General features: G+C 63.4%; 18 protein-coding genes. 7 read left to right on the top strand and 11 right to left on the bottom strand.

The window, feature by feature from the left end:
- Window positions 1–31: 31 nt before the first annotated feature.
- Window positions 32–805, bottom strand: a complete 774-nt coding sequence (locus E2L06_RS04730) for an ABC transporter permease (RefSeq protein WP_138779086.1) — start codon at window positions 803–805, stop codon at window positions 32–34.
- Complete coding sequence (locus E2L06_RS04725) at window positions 802–1,782, bottom strand: ABC transporter ATP-binding protein (RefSeq protein WP_138779084.1); 981 nt, start codon at window positions 1,780–1,782, stop codon at window positions 802–804. Before E2L06_RS04725 ends, E2L06_RS04730 begins: the two co-directional genes overlap by 4 nt.
- A gap of 141 nt (window positions 1,783–1,923) precedes the next feature.
- On the opposite strand from E2L06_RS04725, the gene E2L06_RS04720 reads away from it, so the two are divergent.
- Window positions 1,924–2,877: a TIGR03557 family F420-dependent LLM class oxidoreductase gene (locus E2L06_RS04720; protein ID WP_138779082.1), complete on the top strand. Its 954-nt coding sequence runs from the start codon at window positions 1,924–1,926 to the stop codon at window positions 2,875–2,877.
- A 62-nt stretch (window positions 2,878–2,939) separates the two neighbouring features.
- Window positions 2,940–4,385 (top strand): IS701 family transposase, encoded by a 1,446-nt coding sequence (locus tag E2L06_RS04715; RefSeq protein ID WP_138779080.1) that lies wholly within the window; start codon window positions 2,940–2,942, stop codon window positions 4,383–4,385.
- Window positions 4,386–4,604: 219 nt separating this feature from the next.
- On the opposite strand, the gene E2L06_RS04710 is transcribed toward E2L06_RS04715, so the two are convergent.
- Window positions 4,605–6,233 (bottom strand): TrkA family potassium uptake protein, encoded by a 1,629-nt coding sequence (locus tag E2L06_RS04710; RefSeq protein WP_138779078.1) that lies wholly within the window; start codon window positions 6,231–6,233, stop codon window positions 4,605–4,607.
- A 127-nt stretch (window positions 6,234–6,360) separates the two neighbouring features.
- Between E2L06_RS04710 and E2L06_RS04705 the strand changes: the two genes are divergently transcribed.
- Window positions 6,361–7,371 carry an aldo/keto reductase gene (locus tag E2L06_RS04705; RefSeq protein WP_138779076.1) on the top strand — a complete coding sequence of 337 codons (1,011 nt, stop codon included), beginning with the start codon at window positions 6,361–6,363 and terminating at the stop codon, window positions 7,369–7,371.
- A 127-nt stretch (window positions 7,372–7,498) separates the two neighbouring features.
- On the opposite strand, the gene E2L06_RS04700 is transcribed toward E2L06_RS04705, so the two are convergent.
- Window positions 7,499–8,899: an NAD(P)/FAD-dependent oxidoreductase gene (locus E2L06_RS04700; protein ID WP_138779074.1), complete on the bottom strand. Its 1,401-nt coding sequence runs from the start codon at window positions 8,897–8,899 to the stop codon at window positions 7,499–7,501.
- Between the two features lie 107 nt (window positions 8,900–9,006).
- Window positions 9,007–10,203, bottom strand: a complete 1,197-nt coding sequence (locus tag E2L06_RS04695; RefSeq protein ID WP_138779072.1) for a Xaa-Pro peptidase family protein — start codon at window positions 10,201–10,203, stop codon at window positions 9,007–9,009.
- A gap of 101 nt (window positions 10,204–10,304) precedes the next feature.
- On the opposite strand from E2L06_RS04695, the gene E2L06_RS04690 reads away from it, so the two are divergent.
- The 4 genes from E2L06_RS04690 to E2L06_RS04675 all read left to right on the top strand — a co-directional run bounded on the left by E2L06_RS04690 (window position 10,305) and on the right by E2L06_RS04675 (window position 12,711).
- On the top strand, window positions 10,305–11,447 hold the full coding sequence (locus tag E2L06_RS04690) for an outer membrane lipoprotein carrier protein LolA (protein ID WP_138779070.1): 1,143 nt from the start codon (window positions 10,305–10,307) through the stop codon (window positions 11,445–11,447).
- 58 nt (window positions 11,448–11,505) lie between these two features.
- On the top strand, window positions 11,506–11,982 hold the full coding sequence (locus E2L06_RS04685) for a cupin domain-containing protein (RefSeq protein WP_138779068.1): 477 nt from the start codon (window positions 11,506–11,508) through the stop codon (window positions 11,980–11,982).
- 53 nt (window positions 11,983–12,035) lie between these two features.
- Window positions 12,036–12,401 (top strand): cupin domain-containing protein, encoded by a 366-nt coding sequence (locus E2L06_RS04680; protein ID WP_138779066.1) that lies wholly within the window; start codon window positions 12,036–12,038, stop codon window positions 12,399–12,401.
- A gap of 91 nt (window positions 12,402–12,492) precedes the next feature.
- Complete coding sequence (locus tag E2L06_RS04675) at window positions 12,493–12,711, top strand: hypothetical protein (protein WP_138779064.1); 219 nt, start codon at window positions 12,493–12,495, stop codon at window positions 12,709–12,711.
- Window positions 12,712–13,113: 402 nt separating this feature from the next.
- Here E2L06_RS04675 and E2L06_RS04670 read toward each other — a convergent pair whose 3' ends face one another.
- The 6 genes from E2L06_RS04670 to acs (E2L06_RS04645) all read right to left on the bottom strand — a co-directional run bounded on the left by E2L06_RS04670 (window position 13,114) and on the right by acs (E2L06_RS04645) (window position 22,415).
- Complete coding sequence (locus E2L06_RS04670) at window positions 13,114–13,575, bottom strand: universal stress protein (RefSeq protein WP_138779062.1); 462 nt, start codon at window positions 13,573–13,575, stop codon at window positions 13,114–13,116.
- 4 nt (window positions 13,576–13,579) lie between these two features.
- Window positions 13,580–15,265, bottom strand: coding sequence for a cation acetate symporter (locus E2L06_RS04665; protein ID WP_138779060.1), 1,686 nt, complete (start codon window positions 15,263–15,265; stop codon window positions 13,580–13,582).
- Window positions 15,262–15,708, bottom strand: coding sequence for a DUF4212 domain-containing protein (locus E2L06_RS04660; RefSeq protein WP_171052311.1), 447 nt, complete (start codon window positions 15,706–15,708; stop codon window positions 15,262–15,264). The genes E2L06_RS04665 and E2L06_RS04660 overlap by 4 nt, the downstream gene beginning before the upstream one ends.
- A gap of 54 nt (window positions 15,709–15,762) precedes the next feature.
- Complete coding sequence (gene acs, locus E2L06_RS04655; RefSeq protein WP_138779058.1) at window positions 15,763–17,739, bottom strand: acetate--CoA ligase; 1,977 nt, start codon at window positions 17,737–17,739, stop codon at window positions 15,763–15,765.
- Between the two features lie 342 nt (window positions 17,740–18,081).
- Window positions 18,082–20,298: a bacterio-opsin activator domain-containing protein gene (locus E2L06_RS04650; protein ID WP_138779056.1), complete on the bottom strand. Its 2,217-nt coding sequence runs from the start codon at window positions 20,296–20,298 to the stop codon at window positions 18,082–18,084.
- A 125-nt stretch (window positions 20,299–20,423) separates the two neighbouring features.
- Window positions 20,424–22,415, bottom strand: a complete 1,992-nt coding sequence (gene acs / locus E2L06_RS04645; protein ID WP_138779054.1) for an acetate--CoA ligase — start codon at window positions 22,413–22,415, stop codon at window positions 20,424–20,426.
- Between the last annotated feature and the right edge of the window lie 43 nt (window positions 22,416–22,458).

Here is a 22,458-nt window from a genome sequence, read left to right as displayed (position 1 = left end):
GCCTAAATCGGTTCGTTCTCGCGGCCGGCGGCTAGTCCGTCCGTGGGATCGATCGCGCACCGAGCGCGAAGGCGACGACGGCGAGCGCGGTGAGGATTCCGAGGTTCGCGAGTGCCGGGTCGACGCCGGCGACCGCGGGCACCTCTGCGCCCGCGTACGTCGCGGACCGCACGCCGCGTGCGAAGTAGGTCAGCGGCGAGAGGTTGACGAGCGGACCGAACCAGCCGGGCAGTTGCGACAGCGAGATGAACGTCTCCGAGAGGAAGAGCAGTGGCAGCCCGATCGCGTTGCTGGCGGCGACTGCGCCGTCTTGAGAGTCGGTGTAGCTGCCGAGCATCGCGCCGACACCACAGAAACAGATCACGCCGATCAGGATGTACGGAATCAAAAACGGCGAGAACGCGATCTGGGCACCCGTCAGCAGGACCACCAGTCCGAGGATGAGCAGGCTCGCCAGCCCGATGATCGCGGCGTTGACCGCAGTCTGGGCGAGCAGCCACTCAGCGCGGGTCAGCGGCGTCGTCGCGAGTTTTTCGAAGCGGCTCCCCTCGCGGTGGCGTGCGACCTCGCTGCCCATCCGCGACAGCGGCGTAAAGAGGACGACGACGGCGAGATAGCCTGGCACGTAGTAAGCCGCCGGTTCCGTGAACAGCCCCTCGCCCGTCGGATCGGTCCGGATCAGCGCGCCGAAGATAACGATCAGGATGACCGGGAAGAAGAACGTGAAGAACACGGCCGTCCGTCGGCGAACGAACGACCGCCAGCCGGCGCTCGTCTCGGCACCGACGCGTCCCATTCGGCTCATGCCGTTTCACCCGCCTGTGCGAGGTCTGCGTCTCCGCTTTCGCTCTCGAGGCGATCCGTTCGCTCCCGCTCGGTCGCGTCGGCCAGCGCGAGATAGACGTCCTCGAGATCCGGTTCGGCCCACGAGAGCTCGGTGTAGGCGATGTCGTGCGTCTCGAGGTAGTCGACGACCGTCCCGATCGCGGCGGGATCGATGTCGCGTACGACGACCGCGCCGTCCGGCGTTCGGCCCCGACCGCGTTCCGGTCGGTCGACCGGATACGCGAGGTCGTCGAAGGCATCGGGATCGGCTGCCGTTTCGACGGTGAGCCGGCTCGAGCCGCCGTGGTCCTGGACGAGGTCAGTTGGTGTGCCCTGTGCGACGAGCGAGCCGTCGGCGAGCAGACCGACACGATCGGCGAGTCGTTCGGCCTCGGCCATGTCGTGCGTCGTGAGGACGACGGTCGTCCCGGCGTCGGCGAGGTCTTCGATCAGTCGCCAGACGGTGCGGCGGCCGGCGGGGTCGATGCCGGTCGTTGGCTCGTCGAGAAAGAGCAGATCGGGGTCGTTGACCAGCGCAGATCCGACGCAGGCCCGGCGCTGTTGGCCGCCCGAGAGGTCCTCGTACCAGGTGTCGCCGGCGTCGACGAGGCCGACGTCCGCGAGGACGTCCTCGGGATCGCGCGCGTCGTCGTAGAGGCCGGCGTAGTACGCGAGCAGTTCGCGAGCGCTGAGCCGGCCCGGTGGCGAGAACTCCTGTGGCAACACGCCGAGTCGGTCGCGATCGACGGCCGCCGGCTCTGCGCCGAGAATTCGTGCACTGCCGCCGTCGGGTTCGGTCGTCCCCGTCAGCGCGCGGACGAGCGTCGTCTTCCCGGCCCCGTTCGGCCCGATCAGTGCAAAGACCTCGCCGCGTGCGACCGACAGCGAGGCCTGCGACAGGGCGACGGTCTCGCCGTAGGTCTTCTCGAGATCCGTTGCTTCGACTACGGCTTCCATAGGGGTCGGTTCCCACGCATCGCGGGTAAGGGGTTCGATTCGGCCGGCCCCGGGGTTCGGCTCGAGCGACGCGAGTACGAACCGCGCTCTTGCCGTCGCAGGCTCAACCGTTACCGGCCGGACTGTGGTACTGCCTCGAGAATGCCCCAGCTCGGATACACCCTCTCGAGCGAGGAGTTCGGCCCGACGGAACTGGTCGACATCGCCCGCCGCGCCGAGGACGCCGGCTTCGATTTCGTCTCGATCTCGGATCACTTCCACCCGTGGGTCTCCGCACAGGGGGAGTCGCCGTTCGTCTGGTCGACGCTCGGCGCGATCGCGACGGCGACCGACGAGATCGAGGTCGGGGTGGGCGTCACCTGTCCGACGACCCGCATTCATCCGGTCAACGTCGCCCACGCCGTCGCCACTGTCGACGAGATGCTCGGTGACCGCTTTACGTTCGGCGTCGGCACCGGGGAGAACCTGAACGAACACGTCACCGGCGAGCGCTGGCCCGAGCACGACGTCCGCCTCGCGAAACTCGACGAAGCGATGGACGTCATGCGCAACCTCTGGACCGGCGAGACGACGAGCCATCACGGCACTCACTACACGGTCGAGAACGCGCGCCTCTATACAGTCCCCGACGACCAGCCGACGGTGATCGGGAGCGCGTTCGGGCCACAGACGGCCCAGTGGGTCGCCGACAGCACGGACGGGCTCTGGTGTTCCGGCCCAAAATCGGAGCCGGTCGAGGCCTACGAAGATGCGGGCGGCGAGGGACCGAAATACACCCAGCTACACGGCTGCTATGCCGATAGCGAAGACGAGGCGATCGACACCATCCACGAGCAGTGGCCCAACGGATCGCTCCCGGGCGAGCTGGGCCAAGAGCTGTCAACGCCGGCCCACTTCGAGCAGGCAGCGCAGCTGGTCGAGCGAGAGGACATCGCCGAAAGCGGGACAACGACCGAACCGGACCCGCAGGCCCATATCGACAGTATCGAGCAGGCGATCGATGCTGGCTACGACCACGTGTACTACCACCAGATCGGTCCGGAGCAAGAGACGGCGCTCGAGTTCTACGAGACTGAGGTGTTGCCGTCGTTCTAGCTGTACTTCCGAGGTTTAGCTTCGGCAGTTGATTTTCGGCCAGGGAACGCCTCAGCAGAGGTATGACGAACAATGTGACACGCAGTCAGGCCGAAGGACTACAGTTTCTCAGTAGCTACCGTTCAGCATTCACGACTCGGGTAGATGGATCAACATGGCCGAAAAACGAACGGACATGGCTGAACGCAGGCCGGTACTTCCGGGGCCTGCTGCGCCCCGGAAGTCCCAACACCATCACTGACATCGCCGAGAAAATGCACATCGATCAGGAACGGCTCGAACGGTTTGTCCGTGAGAGTCCATGGGAACACGAACGCGTCGAGGCTGAGCTTCGGGAACGCGTTCCCGAAGCGATCCAGGGGCACGAAGCTGCACTGATCGTCGATGGTATGGGCATCCCGAAGACGGGACAGGACAGTGTCGGTGTCGCTCGTCAGTGGTGTGGCGTGACTGGAAAACTTGACAACTGCCAGGTGACGGTCAACTGCACGCTCGCCAGACCTGGCGAGCGGCAGAATGCTGACCAACTTACCTGGCCACTGGGGATGCGGTTGTTCCTGTCCGAAAAATGGACTGACGGTGATGATGCAGACTACGAGAGCCAGCAAGAACGAGAACGCTACGCCCAGCGGCGGAAAAATACAGCTGTCCCTGCCGACACTGAACACCAATCGAAGCCTGAATTAGCCCTGGAACTCGTCGAACAGGCAGTCTCAACCGAGATCAATCATGGCTGTGTCGTTGCCGACAGATTCTTCGGCGAAGCCCGGAGTTTCAGACGGAAACTCCGGGCGATTTCTGAGCCATATGTCCTAGAAGTGTCGCCGACGGAGTTCCGGACCGTTCCTGAGGACACCGACCTTATTCATCCAGACGCACATCCCAATCGGAAGCACGCTGCTCATCCTGAAGACGTAACGTCAGAGACACCAGCGGAAGTCGCCGAGACACTCGGCGACGACGCTTGGACTGAAATTACGTGGAATGAAGGGACCAAAGAATCCCTCTCCAGTGAATTCTATCGAACACGAGTTCGAGAGGTGAAACGCCGGGATACAGGGTGGGTGAGTGATGAAACAGGCTGGTTGCTCTTGAAGAACGAGAAGAACGATGACGAAGACGAAGAAAACAGGGCACTCAGAGCATGGATATGCTGGGGTGTTGACGAGGCATCTCTGGAAGAGTTAGTGTCCTGGGCACAACTCCGCTGGTGCGTAGAGCAGTTCCACAGAGATATCAAGCAAAACCTCGGTGCTGACGAGTACCAAGGGCGAACCTGGAAGGGCGTTCATCACCACCTCGCGGTGGTGATGTTAGCCCATGCATTCGTAGTACGGCGACGGCTTGAGACCGGTGCGAATCACTCGGACTTCTCCTCATTCGAGGACGTGATCGGCCAGATCGTTCGAGAATCAGCGATTCAAGGGCTGATGGAAGACAAGGGGTGTGATCGAGACCGAGCAGAGGAGTTAGCGGAGTATATGCTTCAGAGCTACTCTCCGTGGTAGCTACTCCCTCGACGAGAGCGCCTGCCGCTGGAGCGGCAGCGCTCTCTTGGTTTCTCTATACCGACAGAACTCTGTCACATAGTACACGCGTATGCGCGACCGCAGCTCTGGGTGCCGCTTCCATTCACCACTGATCCCGCCGTTCTTTTTCTCAATCAGTTCAACCTGTAGAATCTGGTCGCTCACCGTAAACTGTGGCGTTAAACCACGGAAGTACAGCTAGGTTGCGACCGTAACGAACTGGTTGATCGCCTCGTCGCTGCCCGCGACGATCAGCGTATCGTCTTCGCGGACGACGAACGACGGCCCGAGATCGGTCAGCAATTCATCGCCGCGTTCGGCCGCGACGACGGTACATCCCGTCCGCGCCCGCAGATCGACGTCTCCGAGGCTTCGACCGACGAGCGCCGGCGCGGCTGTCCGGACGAGTTCGAACTGGGTCTCCGGCGTGAGGACCTCTTCATCTTCGATCAGCACAGATGCGAGCATCCGGCCGGTCACCGTCGACAGCGAGAGGACGTACTCCGCCCCGGCCCGGTAGAACTTCGGAATGTTCTCCGTTTCGTTCGCGCGGACGATTATCTCGACGCTGGGTGCGATCTGTTTGATGACCAGCGTGGCATAGATCGAGGCTGCATCGTCGTCGAGGGTCAGCACGACAGATCGCCCATCGGTGACGCCCGCGGTCTCGAGGACTGATTCATCGGTGACGCTGCCGACGATATCGACGCCTTCCGTATTGACGGTGTCGATAGTGAACGTGGTGACACCGTCAGATGCCAGCGTTTCCACCGCCGTTTGACCGACGACGCCGTAGCCGCCGACCACCACGCGCTCCGGGCGGCGCTGGAGGGACGACACCGTTCGCGATTTCAGCTCTGTGAGATCGTCACGACGGCCCGCAACGAGCAGGATCGTGTTGCCGTCGATCACGTTTTCGGGGCCGGGAACGGGGACGAACTCGCCGTTAAACCACGCGCCGATGACGGTAATCCCCATGCGATCTCTGATCCCCGACTCGGGGACCGTCTGGCCGACGAGGTCGCTGTGTTCCTGGACGAGCAGTTCGGTCACGGTAAAGTCCTCGCTGAGCTCGATCGTGTCCCGAAGTTCGGCCGAGACCGCCGTTGTCGCCTTCGTCGCGAGGCTCTGGCCGAGCACGCGCCGTGGACGAACGATTTCGTCAGCCCCGGCATAGCGGTGATAGCTTGCGACAGTCGCGTCCTCGACGACGCTGACGATCGTCAACTCGTTCGAGAACTCCCGAGCCGTGAGGATCACCATCGCGTTGGTCTCGTCGTCGATGTCGGTGACGAGCGCGCGGGCATCGGTGGCGTTTGCCGCGCGAAGCGTCTCCGCCTGATCGAGTTCGCCGTAGATGGCGTTGGTACCGTCGCGGTCGAGTTCGACGACGAGTTCGGGATCGTCGTCGATGAAGACGTAGGGCACGTTTGCCGCCTCGAGTTCCTCGGCGAGCACGTCCGATCGCGGCGTGTACGAACAGATGACGACGTGATCGGTGAGGCTAGTGGACTCTGGCGGCCGGTCTTCGAGCGCCTGCTGGAACAGTGGGACGACGATCAGCGGGAGTGCAAGGAAGACGAGCAGGACGCCGGTGAGGTTCATTGCGATCACCATCAGGTTCGTCGGGAGACTCCGCCACTTGTCCGCATCACCGCCGAAGCCGGCGGTCGTCAGCACCTCGATCACGATCCGAAGCGCCTCAGAGTACGTTCTGGTCTCCCCTTCGAAGGCCGCCATTCCCATCTGATAGAGACGAGCATAGACAAACACGAGGGCGAAAACGGCGACCAGTGAGAGAGCGATCCGACGCCACCAGTGATTCATCATCGATAGGTGTCCGTCGAGCGGTTTGTAGCTTCGGAAACACTGCTTCGAGCGTCTGCGGACGGACCTACCGACGCGCGATCACCGCTTCCAAACCCGTTTTGACGGTCGCCGCCGAACCCCAGCTATGGAGTACACCACACTCGGAAACACGGGCACGACCGTCTCGAAACTCTGTTTTGGCACCTGGCGCTTCGGTCGCGAGACCGGCGGCATCGTCGAAACGGAACGTGAAGAAGCCCACGAGCTTCTCGACGCCGCTTGGGACCAGGGAATCAACTTCATCGACACGGCCAACGTCTACGGCGACCCCGACGGCACCAGCGAGGAGTGGATCGGCGAGTGGCTCGCAGACCACGACCGCGAGGACTTCGTCATCGCCTCGAAGGTCTACTTCCCCTTCGATGGCTGGGGCGAACCCGGACCGAACGACTCCGGACTCGGACGCAAGCACATCCGCGCCCAGATCGAGGGCACGTTAGAGCGATTGGGCACCGACTATCTCGATCTGTACTATATCCACCGCTGGGACGAAAACACGCCGATCCGAGAGACGCTCCGGACGCTCACGGAACTCGTCCGCGAGGGGAAAGTCAACTATCTGGGAGCCTCGAGCATGGCCGCCTGGAAGCTCACCAAGGCCCTGTGGACGAGCGACGTGGAGGGGCTCGAGCGATTCGACGTGACTCAGCCGATGTTCAACGCTGCCAAGACGGACGACGTCGGCGACTACCTCGACGTCTGTGCGGACCAGGACATCGCGGTCTGTCCGTACTCGCCGCTGGCCGGCGGGTTTTTGACCGGAAAATACGAGCGCGAGGCGGACGGCACCGTCGTCGCGCCGGACGGCTCGCGGGGCAGTCTCACCGATCTGTTCGAGGATCGCTATACGAGCGCGACGGCCTGGGAGGTCCTCGAGGCCGTCGAATCCGTCGCGGACGAACTCGATGCCACGCCCGCACAGGTCTCACTGCGATGGCTGATGGCACAGGACCGCTTTACCTGCGTGCCGATCGTCGGCGCACGCACGCCAGACCAACTCGCGGAGAACGTCGGCGCGGTCGACCTCGAGTTGAGCGACGAGCAGTTCGACCGGATCGACGATGCTCGCGGCGCGGACGACGGCGGCTATCGCTGAGTTCGTCAAGCGTCGCGACCCGTCACACGAGATTCGGTTCTAAACGCGAATACGAGGTGCGTCAACGGCATACGAATCCCGTCGGCCGGTGTCGAATCGACGATCTGTCGACGGATAGGTTCCGGTGTCAGTACCCCATCAAATACGATGTGGATCCGTTCTCGGACGAGTTCGTCGCCGATCCGAATCGCGGGCGGAACACGCGCCAGACAACGCTCGGATGGAGGAGGCTGCTCGCCGACCGCTCCAGTCGGAACACGCGGAAGAACGCCTCGGTTAGGTTGCCGTCGTCGTGGGCGCGCCGGAAGAGGCGAGCGACGTACTTATTGAACAGATCGGTCCCGAACGGCTTCGGTCCCGTTGTCTCATCGAACACGAAATCCTTTCCGACGGCGATCTTCCACGCCTCGTCGATGATTTCGTCCGTCCGGCGGAAGAATCGCGGCCCAAGACCCTCGAGCCCGGCTTCGAGTTCGTGATGCAACGCGAGCGCGTCCAGCGCTGCGACCGACATCCCCTGTCCGTAGATGGGATTGAAGCTGGCGATCGCATCGCCAGTGACGATCAACCTCTTCGGGAACCGGTCGAGAGAGCTGTAGTGTCGCCGAACGCTCGCGGGAAACGGATAGCGCGTACTCTCCGATACCCACTCCTGTTCGCGTAGTCGACGGCCGATTTCGTCCCGCGGTAACGACTCGGCCCACTCGAGGAACGTCCCGCGGTCGGCCGGAGCGTGTTCGCCGTGGAGCCCCTGAAGCAGTACCTCCCACTGGTCGTTCTCGATGGGAAGCATCGCCGCGCCGCGTGGCCGCTGGGGCTCCGGTGCGACGAGCACGCCACCCCGAACGTTCGGCGGCCGCTCGATACGGACGGTACTGTAGGTGACGTCGACCTCGACCTCGTCGACCTCGGGAACCGGATACCCGTGCGTCTCGAGCCACGTCGGGGTTCGACTCTGCCGGCCAGTCGCGTCGACCACGAGCGTTGCATCGAGTGTTGTCTCTTGTTCGTCCTCGTCGCGGAACCGCACCCCAGTCACCCGCTCCGTCTCGGCGTCGTGCTCGTAGCCAAGAACGTGACACCCCCCGCGTAACTGTACCTCGCTGAACTCCCGGACTTGCTCGCGGATGACGTGTTCGAAGAGAGGCCGGCTCGCATAGAGGGCGGGCAGTTCGGCAGCCGCCTCCGTGACGGCCCCTCCCTGGTCGTACCACACGAAATCATGGGTCATATCGAGCTTCAGCCCACCGGCGGACTGAACCGCGTTCTCGAATCCTGGAAAGAGGTCCTCGAGCGTCGTCCGCCCGGCTTCGAGCATCGCGTGTGGCTGGCTCGTCTGTGGCGCCCCCTCGCGAGCCGCCGGCGTGCTGGGGAACGTATCGCGTTCGAGTACCACGACCTCAGCAAACGAATCGCAGAGGACTCGCGCCGCACAGAGCCCCGCCACGCTCCCGCCGACGACGACTGCCCGCTGGCCGAGAGATGGGGCTCGTCGCTCGTCGTATCGGGCGATGTTCGCCAGTGTCATTCGATCGTACTGGCAGTGATGACTGATGCCGGATAGTAGCTCTGGAACGGTCGCCGTCGATCGGAGACGATTAGAACCGTTCCGGAATCAGGGTTCGTTGATCCCATCTACCGTGGATCGCCGGCCGTCGGCTCGAGCCCCACGCGATACTCGGTCAGGTTCTCGTAGCCGTCTTCGGTGACGACGACGAGATCCTCGATGCGGACGCCGCCGACGGCGGGATCGTAGAGGCCGGGCTCGATCGAGATCACGTGACCCGGCTGCAGTTCGCCCCCGGCCGGTGAGACGCTGGGCTGTTCGTGAACGTCGAGGCCGACGCCGTGGCCGGTGCTGTGGATGAAGCCCGTCTCCGTGTTCGGATCGCTCCGTAGCGTCGCGTAGCCCGCGTCTTCGATCACGTCGCAGGCCGCGGCGTGGACGTCCGCACCGGTGACGCCAGCTTCGACGGCCTCGAGGGCGGCCTCGTAAGCCTCACTGGTCACCTCGTAGCGCCGACGGGCTTCCGTGCCCGGATCGCCGCGAACGAACGTCCGGGTCATGTCGGCGTGATAGCCCGTCTCCTTGTCCCGTGGGAAGATGTCGATCACGATCAGTTCGTCGGCTGCGAGCGGCCCGCTGCCCCGGTCGTGGGGATCCGCGGCGTCGGCCCCGCAGGCGACGATCGTGTCGTCTAGCGCACAGCCGTGGCGCAACAGCGTGATCTCGATCTCCTCCGTGACGCGTTCGCTGGTGAGTGGATCGCCGTCGTGGACGAGGGTCCCGTCCTCGATTTCGGCAGTAGCGAGCAACGCCTCGGCGCGGGCCATCGCGGCCTCGTTGGCCCGCTGGCTCGCCCGGATCTGCTCGAGCTCCCAGTCGGTTTTCGTCGCGCGGATGTCCGTTACGAGCCCGTCGGGCTCGACCGTTACTGCGAGGCCGCGCTCACGGAGCCCGTCGGCAGTTCCGGTCGGAAACGTCCGTGGCACGGCGACCGCGTCAACGTCGTGGTCCGCGAGAAAGGCCGCGATCGTCCTGATCTGTCCCTCGTACCGGCCGTGTTCGGCCACCAGTTGCTGGTAGTCGTAGGCGGCCCGTCGAGTGACCGAGTCCGCGTTCGCCTCGGCGCTCGCGCGGCCGTACTCGAGTCCGGAGACGAGCAAGTGGACCCCATCGTCCGTGACGAGCGTCTGGTAGGGATCCGGTGCAGTAAACCCCGAGACGTACCGCTGGTCGGCGTCCGAGGCGTCGTCGTCGATCAGGTAGCCATCCAGCCCGTTGGCTGCGAGAAACTCGCGAAGTGCGGCGAGATCGGCATCGACGTTCATGACTGAACGTGTGCGAGCCGCGCACAAAACACCGGGGGTCGCGATCATCGTCGACCGATCGAACCCACACACTTATCATTAGAGATGGTAATCTCCCGCGTATGAATCGTCGGCGGCTTCTCGCTGCAGGAGTCACGGCCGCACTCGCCGGCTGTGTGAGCTATCCGAGTCGCAACGATCCTCCCTCGAGCGAGGACCTCGTCCGCGACGCCATCGAGACGCGCCGCCACATGACCGACCTGCAGGCCCGTCGGACCATGACGGTCGAAACGCCTGACGAGACCGTCGAACGAGTCGCGCACATTGCACATCAACCGCCGGCCAAACAGCGCATCGACGTCCTCGAGTCGAGCGATCCCGACGTCCCGGACGGCGCTGTGACCGTGACCAACCGGGCCACGACGTGGGAGTACGATCCATCCGAGGACGTCGTTGACAAACAGTACCATCCGAACAAAGTCGACACCGATCGGACGCGACTCGTCCTCGAGAGCCTCCTCGAAGAGTCCCGGCTGGGTTATGACGGCGTCGAGACCGTCGACGGCCGCGCGGCACACGTCGTCGAGACGGCACCGCCGGTCGAGGACATCGGTCCGACGATCGATCTCGTCGTCGGGGAGACGACGTTCGTCGTCCCACTCCGGGTGACCGGCGATCCCGACGCAATGGACGTCTCCCGGGAGGTCTGGATCGACGACGAGTACCGGTATCCGATCAAGGAGCGAAACACGGTCAGTATCGACGGCGAGGTCCGCCACAGGCTGACCGTCACGTACGAGGATCTCGTGATCGACAAAGGGCTCGAGCCGGGAACGTTCACGTACGAGCCACCGAAAGACGCGACTGTCGTCCCCGATGGGTCCAAGCCAAAGGGTGTCTTCGAGTCACGAGCGGCTGCCACAGAACTCACTCCGTACGACCTGCCGGAGCCGGACGTGCCAGCGTCGTACACCCTCGATCGAGTCACCGTCGTCGAGAAAGCCGAGCGGTTCGGGACGACGACGACGTTGTGGTACAACGATCCGAACGTCGTCGCACGCGAACTCTACGTGGCCGTCCGGGAGGTCCAGCGGTTCAACCCCGACGTACTCGAGGCGATCGAGATCGATGGCCACACGGCCTACCGTCGTGACGGCGGGATTCAAAGCGTATTCTGGACCTGTGACGACCTGAACTACGAGGTCTCGAGTCTCACCGACGACACGCCGTTGCTCGAGATCGCGTCGTCGATCGGCTGTCCCTGATGCTGGGGCGAAACCCGGCCCGCACCAATATGTGGCTGAGGATACAACTGGTCGTGGTATGGAGAAGACGAACGAAGCGACCGTCGACTGGAAGACGTACGACCCCGACGAGACGACGTTCCGCCGGAAAGAACTCTCGAGCGCCGTCGACGCCTCGGACCTCGGCTGTAGCCTCTATGAACTCCCGCCGGGGATGCGCTCGTGGCCCTATCACTACCACACGGCCAACGAGGAGGCACTCTACGTGCTGGCGGGCGAGGGCAAACTCAAGGCCGAAACGGGCCTCGTAGAGCTGACAGCCGGCGACTACGTGACGCTCCCAGCGAACGAACGCGGTGGCCATCGAGTCGTCAACGACAGCGAAGAGCCCCTTCTGTATCTCGCGATGTCGACGATGAACGAGCCGGACGTCACCGTCTACCCCGAGATGGACAAGTTCGGCGTCTTCGTCGGCTCGCCGCCGGGCGGCCGCGGAGAACGGACGCTCGAGGGATACTACCACATCGACGACGAGACCGACTACTGGGACGCGTGACGATGATGTCGGTTCTCCAAAGAATTATATTCCACACATGACTTTGTGTTTTCATGAGAGTAGTGAACAAATCTGATGCACCGGCACTCACTCGAGACGATGGCCTGGTCTCACACATCCTCCACTCACAGCACGAGGTTTCGGAGACCGAGCTGACGATTACCTGGGTCGATGTCGAACCGGGAGCATGCCAAGTGACCCACGAACACGACCCGGAACAGGTCTACGTCATCCTTTCGGGAACCGGCGTCATGACCGTCGGCGATGAGGAACGGGCCGTCGCGGCCGGCGATCTCGTACACATTCCGGCGAACACCGAACACGGTCTCGAGAACACCGGCGATCGAACGCTCGAGTACGTTTCCGCTGCAACGCCGGCGTTTCCGGCGGCCGAAGTCGACGAGTTCTACGACCAGTAGCCGGCAGGGTCGTGAGACGTCGATAGGCTTTTTCGGGGGCCCTGCGAAACGGTCTCACAATGGACGACATTACGAGCCGGGTGATGGGTCGATGACAGGCGTTCGAGAGTGGCTCCAGACTGCCCGCGAGGAGCGGTGGGGCATGTTGACTGATCTCGTGTTTGCGGTCCTCTGGGTGACAGGGGTTGATCTCATCGTTCGTCTCCTCGATGGGCCGGACTGGGCCCGCTATATGTTCATGGCCGCGGGGATCGCCGCGTACTTCGGCCTCATCTGGAGTGTCGAAGTCGCGAAAGAAAAACAAAAGTAGTGACCGCCGCTGGTTGCAGTCGGGAGCGACACCAAACGGAGTTTTGCCAGCGGCCAGTTCCGCTAAATACGGTTTTCCGGTCTGCCACAGTAGCCACTGAAAATCAATTCATACGGACTCCTGCCAGTCAGTGCCGGTGGGACCGCCACCCGCCCTGCGGTCCAACCGGTACATCGGTACAGCAGACCGTATCACACCCGATCGCACAATAAGAGCGCAGTTCGGAGCGAGAACCGCGGACGATGTGATCGGTGTGTAACTTGTTTCATACGGACACCTCCCAGTGGTTCCGGCGCACTCGCGACCCGTCATGCGGGTGCGCCGATAACCAGTGGTAGCAGATCGTATCAGTTGTTACTATAGGTGTATTGCGTTCGAATAAAACCAGGAAAAACGCTGCGTCTATGCCGAGTCGCGGCTGTCGACGACCAGCACCGGTTCCGTCACGGTACGGAGCGTTCGTTCAGCAACGCTGCCGAGCAGTGCGCGCTTGATACCGGAACGGCCGTGCGTTCCCATGACGACGAGATCGATATCGTTGTGCTCGACGTAGTCCTCGATCAGCGAGTGGGGTTTCCCCGCCGAGACGTGCTCGACGGTCTCGAGGCCGTGCTCTTTCGCGCGGTCGGCGACGAAGCCGGTGGCGCTGTCGGCACGGTCTTTGACCTCGGTCATCTCGCCGAAGTGACCCTGTTCGATGCGATCGAGTTGTTCAGGGCCGAGGCTGAGACTCATCGAGTCGGTGTCGACCACGTACAGGGCGTGTACTTCGGCCCCGTATTTCGCTGCGATGTCGACTGCGTGCTCAACCGCTGCCTCGGACGTTTCGCTGCCGTCTGTCGGAACGAGTATTTTCTCGTACATTGTCTTAGTCGTCGAGGGGTTCGCCGCCGTCGGTCACGACGTCTTCTGCAGACTGCTGCTGGCCCATCGGTTCGGGGCTGTGACACTGTCGGACCATCTTCTTGGTCTTGAGCGACGGTTCATCGGTCATCACGGAGACGATGATGGTGACGGCGAACACGACTGGAACGCCGACGAGTGCCGAGCCGATTGCCGGCAGCCACTGTGCGAGTGCGGCGACGTATGGCTCACCGTTGCTGATGTACGTGGGCAAGACCTCGTTGATCATCGGGATGAACCAAATGGTCAGGCCAGTGAGCATCCCGGCGAGTGCGCCCTGACGGTTCGTGTTCTCCCACCAGAGACCGAGGAAGAACATCGGGAACAGCACCGAGCCGGCCAGCGAGAACGCGTAGGACACCAGTGCGCCGATCGGTGCCGCGGGGTCGAGTGCAGCCAGCGTGGTCAGGACGCCCAGGGCAACGATGCCCAGCCGACCGACGAGAATCTGCTGGCGCTGCGTCGCGTCTTCGTTGATGAGGTTGACGTAGATGTCGTGGGAGACCGCCGAGGAGCCAGTAATGAACAGCCCGGCAGTCGTTGCGATCGCGGCGGCGATCCCGCCGGCAGCCACGAAGCCGACGAACCACTGTGGGAGGTTCGCGAACTGGGCGGCGACCACGACGAGAACGTCGGCAGTTGCTGCGGACATGCCGCCCTCTGCGGCGTACGTCGTGGCGGTGTTGGGGTTCACGTCGAACATCCGCACACCGAACGCCGTGTACGCCGGCGCACCGAGGTACAGCAGGAGGATGAAGAACAGCCCGGTCACGGTCGACCAGCGGGCAGTTCGTTCGTTTTCAACCGTGTAGAAGCGAACCAGGACGTGAGGGAGCCCGCAGGTCCCGACGACCAGCGAGAAACACGTCGCGATCCAGAGGTACGGGCTGGCGGTTGCGAACGGTTCGCTGAACTCGGAGCCGAGTTCACTGATCAGCATCCCGTATTCGATCTGCGGGAGCACCGTCGAGTAGCCCTGCGTCCAGCCGACCACGTACATGCCGGCCAGGAAGGCACCGATGAGGATGACGTACTGGACGGCCATGTTCTTGGTCGCACCCATCATGCCCGAGAGGGTGAGGTAGAGGACCGTAATGGCCATCATGACGATGACCATCGCCTGGTAGCCGCTGAGCCCGGCGAAGCCGATGTCGCCGAAGATGTACAGGCCGACAAGGGCCATCCCGCGGGCCTGACCGATCGCGTAGACGAAGGCGATCAGGAACGCCGTGACTGCTGCGATGCCACGTGCAGTGTCAGAGTTGAATCGGTCGCCGACGAAGTCCGGTGCGGTGTACTTTCCGAACCGGCGCATCTGTGCGGCCATGAAGATGAGCAGGATGAAGTATCCCGTCGTCCAGCCGACGACGAAGGCCAGTCCGTAAAAGCCCGAGAGGGCGATCAGCGCTGCCATCCCGAGGTAGGACGCGGCCGACATCCAGTTGGCGCCGATCGCCATCCCGTTCTCGATGTTCCCGATCGAACGACCCGCGACCCACATGTCTTCCGTGTCGGCCACGCGGAACACGAAGCCGATCAGGAGGAAGATCGCAAGCATCCCCAGAACGAGGATAGCCGGCGCGAGCTTGAACGAGACGTCCATTCCCTGCGGCAGCAGGTCAGACTGCAGGAGGATTCCTGCGCCCGTCATTGGTCGACACCTCCGTCAGTAGCCGTGGCGTCTTCGGCGCTGCCGGCCGTTCCCGTCGGCTCCGAGTGGTCGATTCCGTACTTCGCGTCCAACTGATCGCGCTTGCGGGCGTACCACGCCGAGAGGACAAGCGCACCGGATGGGGCACAGAAGGCCACCAGGAAGTAGTGCAGCGGGAACTCGATGACCGGCATCTCCGAGGTCATCACGTCCGGTGCCACGATCGTCGCGAGCACAGGGCCGAACACGAGGACCAACCAGGCCATAAAGCCGGTCCAGATCACACGCAGGTGATCACGCATGAACGGCGTACTGGGGTTCAGCAGGTTGATTTCCGCACTGAGGTAGTCGGTGTCTCGGTGGGCCTGGCCGGGCTGTCCGGCCACCCCACCGTCCGTTTCGATCTGTTTGTCGGTCGAATTGTGGCTGTTATTATCTGGCATATTATGACGAATCGTGTTATTGACTTGTTTGTTACCTTAAAAAGATATGGGTGGTTAGTCGGTTGAAACCTGCTCCGCGATGTCGTCGACGACATCGGGGTTACGCAGCGTCGAGGTGTTCCCGAGCTCGTTGCCGCTCGCGATGTCCTCGAGCAGGCGGCGCATGATCTTGCCCGAGCGCGTCTTGGGCAGTTCGTGCGTGAAGGCGATCTCTTCGGGCTTGGCGATCGGGCCGATGGAGTCGAGGATGGCCTCGGCGGCACGCTCCTCGAGTTCCTCGTCGCCCTCGTAGCCGTCTTCGGGGATGGCGTAGACGTAGACGGCCTCGCCTTTGACCTCGTGGTCGCCGCCGACGACGGCGGCTTCGGCGACGCCTTCGACGCCGACGACGGCCGACTCGATCTCCATCGTGCCGAGTCGGTGTCCGGAGACGTTGATCACGTCGTCGACCCGGCCGAGGATGGTGATGTAGTCATCGTCGTCGATCTTCGCGCCGTCTTCGGGGAAGTAGACCCACTCGTCGGCGTCCGGATCGGAGTACTCCTGCCAGTACTCCTCGATGAATCGCTCGTCGTTGTTGTACAGCGTCCGGAGCATGCCGGGCCACGGGTTGTTGACCGTGACGTAGCCGGCCTTTCCGGCGTCGACTTCCTCGCCGTTGGCGTCGACGACCTGTGCGTCGATGCCCGGCAGCGGCGGCCCGGCGGAACCGGGTTTCATCTCGCCGACGCCCGGCAGCGTCGTGATCATCATGCCACCGGTTTCGGTCTGCCACCAGGTGTCGACGATCGGACACTCCTCGCCGCCGATGTGCTTGTAGTACCACTTCCACGCACGCGGGTTGATCGGCTCCCCGACGGTCCCGAGCAGCCGCAGGCTCGAGAGGTCGTGCTGTTCGGGGTACTCCGTGCCCCACTTCATGAACGCGCGGATCGCGGTCGGCGCGGTGTAGAAGATGTCGACGTCGTTCTTCTCGACGATCTCCCACATGCGGTCTTTGTCGGGGTAGTCCGGCGTGCCCTCGTACATGACGCTGGTGGTACCCAGCGCGAGCGGCCCGTAGACGATGTAGGAGTGACCCGTGATCCAGCCGATGTCGGCCGAACACCAGTAGGTGTCGTCGGCCTCGATGTCGAGGACGGCGTGGCTCGTCCAGGCACTATAGGCGAGATAGCCGCCGGTGGTGTGTTTGACACCCTTCGGCTGGCCGGTCGTGCCCGAGGTGTACATCAGGAACAGCATGTCCTCGGAATCGCGGGGAACCGGCTCGACCGTCGATCCCTCGTACTCGGCGACGAGGTCGTCGTAGTCGTGCTGGTTGTCCGCGAGCTCGTGGTCGAGATCGTCGCCCAGTCGGTCGACGACCACGACGTCGGAGACCTCGTGCTCGACGCCCTCGAGGCCCTCGTTGGTCTTCGAGATGTGGTCGAGTGCGTCCCCGCGGCGGTAGTAGCCGTCACAGGTGATGAGATACTCGCTGTCTGCCGAGTTCATTCGCGTCGCGAGCGCGTCAGCCGAGAAGCCGGCGAAGACGACGCTGTGAGGTGCGCCGATCCGGGCACACGCCAGCATCGCGATCGGCAGCTCCGGAATCATCGGCATGTACAGCGTGACGATGTCGTCCTCGCCGACGCCGAGGTCGCGCAGCATCGCGGCGGTGTCTTCGACTTCGTCCAGCAGTTCCTCGTAGGTGTAGGTGCGCGTCTCACCGAGTTCGCCTTCCCACTCGATCGCGACGTTGTCGCCGGCACCGTCCTCTACGTGCCGGTCGAGACAGTTGTACGAGGCGTTGATCTCGCCGTTGGTAAACCACTCGTAGAACGGCGCGTCGCTGTCGTCGAGGACAGCGTCGTACTCGTCATCCCACGAGAGGAGGTCGGCCGCACGCTCCCAGCAGCCGGGCCAGTTCTCCTCGAACTCCTCATAGATTCCAGGGTCAGTGATGTTTGCCTGCTCGACGAACGACTCGGGAGGCTCGAACGTATCTTGCTCCGCGAGTCGTGCCTCGAGATCGGCATTGTCCTGTGACATGGTACATCCACTCAATTATCGACTACCATAGTAAAGGCGGCCTCTAGTTGTGCAAAATCAGCCCGGGACACCCGGGGAGACATAGGGTATATTGACTATATTAGGGCCTGATATGCAGCTGTCGCGGACGAAAAACGGAGGAAATCGGTGGCTCGACGAGTCGATCACCGTCGAGACGCGGTCCTGTCCGTGCCAGTGGTCGCTCGATCGAACGCTGCTGGTGCGAGATCGGTCCCTGCATCTAGAGACTTAGTCACGGATCGATCAGTAAGCGCCGACTCGTCATACTCTCGTCTCCAGTCGCGCGGTCCCGAACTGCCGACAGTATCCGGTGACCGACACCTACCCGTCCGGATCGTCGAGGAACGTCCGAAGCAACTCGTGTTGGCCCTTTCGCAAGTGATTGTGCAGCGTCGGTGAGGAGACACCCATCGCGTCCGCGACCTCCTCGGCCGTGCTCTCCCGGGGCCAGTCGTAGTAGCCGCCGAAATACGCCGCCCGAAGCGCTGCCTCTTGGCGATCCGTCAGGCGATCTTCGAGCCCTTCTCGGAACTCGCGGGCGGTCTGGACGGTTCGCTCGGTCTCGCGTTTCCCGACCAGTTCGGAGTTCGGGAACGCGGATCGAAGGCCGTCGACGATGGTCCGAATGTCCGCGTCGACTGCACAGTCGCCGGTGATCGTCCCCGTGCCGTCCTCGAAAACCGCCTCGCGAACGGTGACGCCGTACTCCGTCAGCGTGACGATCGGACAGGAGCCGTCGATGACGAACTCGACGCGCCAGCCGTCCTCGTCGGTCTCGACCAGTCGACAGTCCTCGATACCGGGGTCGTCCTCGGCACGTTCGAAGACGTCGGCCGGTGACGCCTCCTCGAGACGGACGTAGTAGAGTTGAGTCGACTCGTCGATCGGAACCAGCGAGTCGAGTTCGAAACGACAATCGAGCTGGTGTGATGCGTCGACGAAAAACGAGTGCTCGTCGCAACAGGCGACCTCGAGTTCCGTCACGCGGTCGGACAACAGGAGGTTTCGCCGGCGGATGGCGGCGATCGCGTAGCCGACCTGCCGGCCGACCGTCGAGAGCCAGGCCCGCTCGTCGTCGTCGAACGCCCCCGGGCGCTCGGTCGCGACCGAGAGCAGTCCGTAGACGGTATCGCCGTAGGCAAGCGGCACGCGCGCGACGGCCCCCTCGAACGTGTCGTCCTCGAGCGATGCCGTCACGTCGGTTGCGACGAGGACCGTTCGATCCCCAGCGTGGGGTCCCGTCTCCGAATCCGCGTGCTCGAACTCGGCGGTCGGCTCGTTGTCCCATTCTTCGGGGAGAACGCGCTCGACCGCGTCGGGTTCGATCCCGCTGGAGGCACGCCACTCACGGCGGTGATTCGACATCGTCGCGCGATCGATCCACGCGAACTCGTAGGCTGTGCCGTCGGTAAGGGCGGCACACGTCGACGTTTCGATCTCCTCGTGATCTGTTGAATCTAGTAACGCGTGCGTAACGTCACGATGACGGCGGGCGACCGCGTACAGCCGCTCGAGTTCGTCCCGCTTTTCGCGGGCGGTCGCCAGTTCCTCGTGGGCGACCGTGACATCGCGGACGAAGACGGCGAATCCACGATGGCGGCCCTGATCGTCCCGCAGCGGCGAGATAACCTCGGTCGCGCGAAACTGGGATCCGTCCTTGTGGACGCGCCACCCCTCGGTCTCGGTGCCCGATTCTTCGATGGCCGTCGACAGTGCCCGTTCGGGTGCGCCGTCCTCGACGGCGTCGTCGGGGTAGAACGTCGAGACGTGTGTGCCGACGATCTCGCCGGCTCGATAGCCGAACATGGCTGCCGCGCTGCGATTCCAGCGTTCGACGTAGCCGTCCGAATCGAGCCGGAGCAACGCGTACCGATCGCTCGCCGCCAGCAAGAGGCGGATAACGCTGTCGTCACCCACAATCGGCCCTGACTGGCCGCTGGCAGGGTCGTGACCGGGGCCCGAGGGCCGCTCGACGGCGTCGAAGGCCTCGACGATTTCGGTATCGGTCGGCTCGGGAAGATACGACTCGAGGGCTTCGAAACTGCGCCAGCCGCCGGCAGTCTTGACGACGCGGGGGTTGACGTCGTGTTCGACCAAGGCGGTGTGGGCGAAGTACTGCCGGAGATCGCTCGTGGAGAGGTCGGCGAGGCCGGGGTCGTTAAACAGCTCGCTTGCCCGCTCGGCGACGTCGGAGACCAACATCTGGAGTCGGCGAGGCGTCACCGAGAAAATCCGATCGTCGGTCGAGAGCCCGTTGCTTCGGGCGTACCGCCGGAGTTCGCGCTCGACGCGAGTCGGCAGATACGCGGTTCGATCCCGCCCACCATCCTCAGCCGGAACCCGGACGAGGTACCGTGGTGGGTCGATCCGAACCTGCTCGATGTCGTCGATCGTGAGCCGCGTGAGTTCCGCCGGCCCGAGGCCGACGTCGGCACAGAGGCGAATCACCAGCGCCTCGCGGTAGGTCTCGGCAGCGTCGAGAAGCGACTCGTACTCCTGGCGCCTGAGCACCGCCCCCATCCCCTGCTCGAGGCTCATGGTTCGCTGCTTTTGGTTTCGCGAACATAATTGTATCGCCTCTTCCCGGTGTTCGTGAGGAGTAATCAGGATCAGTCGGAAGCTACAACCCGAACTGATTTCGGACTATCTGAGTTTGCGAAACGTCACTGGCCGGCGTGACCGCCGTCCCCGACTTCGGCCTGAATCTCACCGACGATCTCGGGATTCCGGAGCGCGCTCGTATCCCCGAGTTCCTCACCGTTGGCGACGTCTTCGAGCAGGCGGCGCATGATCTTGCCCGAGCGGGTTTTTGGCAGTTCCGGCGTGAAAATCACTTCTGCAGGGCGGGCGATCGGTCCGATCGCCGACTCGATGCTCTCGAGGATGGCGGTGCGGACGGTTTCGTCGGGTTCGCGTTCGCGTTCGGTGCTAACGTACGCGTAGATCTCGGTGTCGCCGGTTTCGTTCGAGCGGCCGACGACGGCAGCTTCGGCGACGCCATCGACGTCGGCGATTGCGCCCTCGATCTCCATCGTCCCAAGGCGGTGACCGGAGACGTTGATGACGTCGTCGACCCGGCCGAGGACGGTGATGTAGCCGTCCTCGTCGATCCGGGCCGTGTCACCGCTGAAGTAGCGCCACTCGTCGGCATCAGGGTCCGAAAAGCGCCGCCAGTACTCGGTGACGAATCGCTCGTCGCCGTCGTACAGCGTCCGGGCCATCCCCGGCCACGGGCGAGCGAGGGTGAGATAGCCGGCCTCGCCGGGTTCAACTTCGTCGCCGTGGGAGTCGATCACGCGAGCATCGATGCCCGGCAGCGGTGGGCCGGCCGAGCCGGGCTTCATTTCGTCGACGCCCGGTAGCGTCGAAACCGTCACGGCGCCGGTTTCGGTCTGCCACCACGTATCGACGACCGGACAGTCGCCACCGCCGATCTGTTCGCGATACCAGTTCCAGGGACGAGGACTGATCGGCTCGCCGACGGTGCCAAGCAGCCGGAGTGAGGAAAGATCGTGTCGATTCGGATAGTCAGACCCCCATTTCATGAACGCGCGAATCGCCGTCGGTGCAGTGTAGAAGACATCGACGGCGTTGCGATCGACGATCTCCCAGAGCCGGTCCCGGTCGGGGTAGTCGGGCGTCCCTTCGTACATGACCGTCGTCGTCCCAAGCGCAAGCGGGCCATAGACGATATAGGAGTGACCCGTGATCCAGCCGATATCCGCCGCACACCAGTAGGTGTCCTCCGGTTTGATATCGAGGACCGCATGGCTCGTCCACGCGACGTGGGCGAGATAGCCGCCGGTCGAGTGGACGACGCCTTTCGGCTCGCCGGTCGTCCCCGAGGTATACATCAGGAACAGCATGTCTTCGGCATCACGTGAGACTGGCTCGACCGTCTCGCCCGCGAACTCGGCACACAACTCGTGGTAGTCCCACTCGTCGTCGCCTAAGATGTGTGGCATATCGTCGCCGAGTCGGTCGACGACGACCGTCCGGATGTCCTGCTCGAGGCCGATGCGAGCGTTGTCCGCTTTGCTCTTCTGGTTGAAGGCGTCGCCACGTCGGTAGTAACCGTCGCAGGTGACCAGAAACTCGCTGTTTGCGGCGTCCATCCGCGTCGCGAGCGCGTCCGCAGAGAGCCCGGCGAAGACGACGCTGTGGGGAGCGCCGATCCGGGCACACGCCAGCATCGCGATCGGCAGTTCGGGAATCATCGGCAGATAGATCGTCACGACGTCGTCCTCTTCGACGCCCAGGTCGCGCAGCGCCGCCGCGAACTCGTTGACTTCGACGTAGAGATCCTGATAGGTGTAGGTCCGGCGCTCGCCCTGTTTGCCCTCCCAGCGGATCGCGGCGTGATTTTTCCGACCCGACTCGAGATGGCGATCAAGACAGTTGTAGGCGGCATTTAATTGTCCGTCCGAGAACCATCGGTAGAAGGGGGCGTCGTCGTCATCGAGGACGGTATCGTAGGGGTCGTCCCACGAGAGGAGGTCCGCCGCATGCGTCCAGCAATCCGGCCAGTTCGTCTCGAAGCGCTCGTGAATCGCCGGATCCGAGACGTTCGCCTGCTCGACGAACGCGTCGAGTGGACTGTGGGTGGCGCCTGACGATGGTGTCGTCTCTTGGCCCCGCCCATTTCGTTCGACCATGTATCGTTCGAAACGTGGTCGGTCAGCGGAATAAACGTTCCTC

This window comes from Haloterrigena sp. H1 (assembly GCF_005938085.1).
Lineage (GTDB): Archaea > Halobacteriota > Halobacteria > Halobacteriales > Natrialbaceae > Natrinema.
The sequence above is the reverse complement of the archived record's forward strand: the minus strand, read 5'-3'. Positions and strand labels throughout refer to the sequence as shown.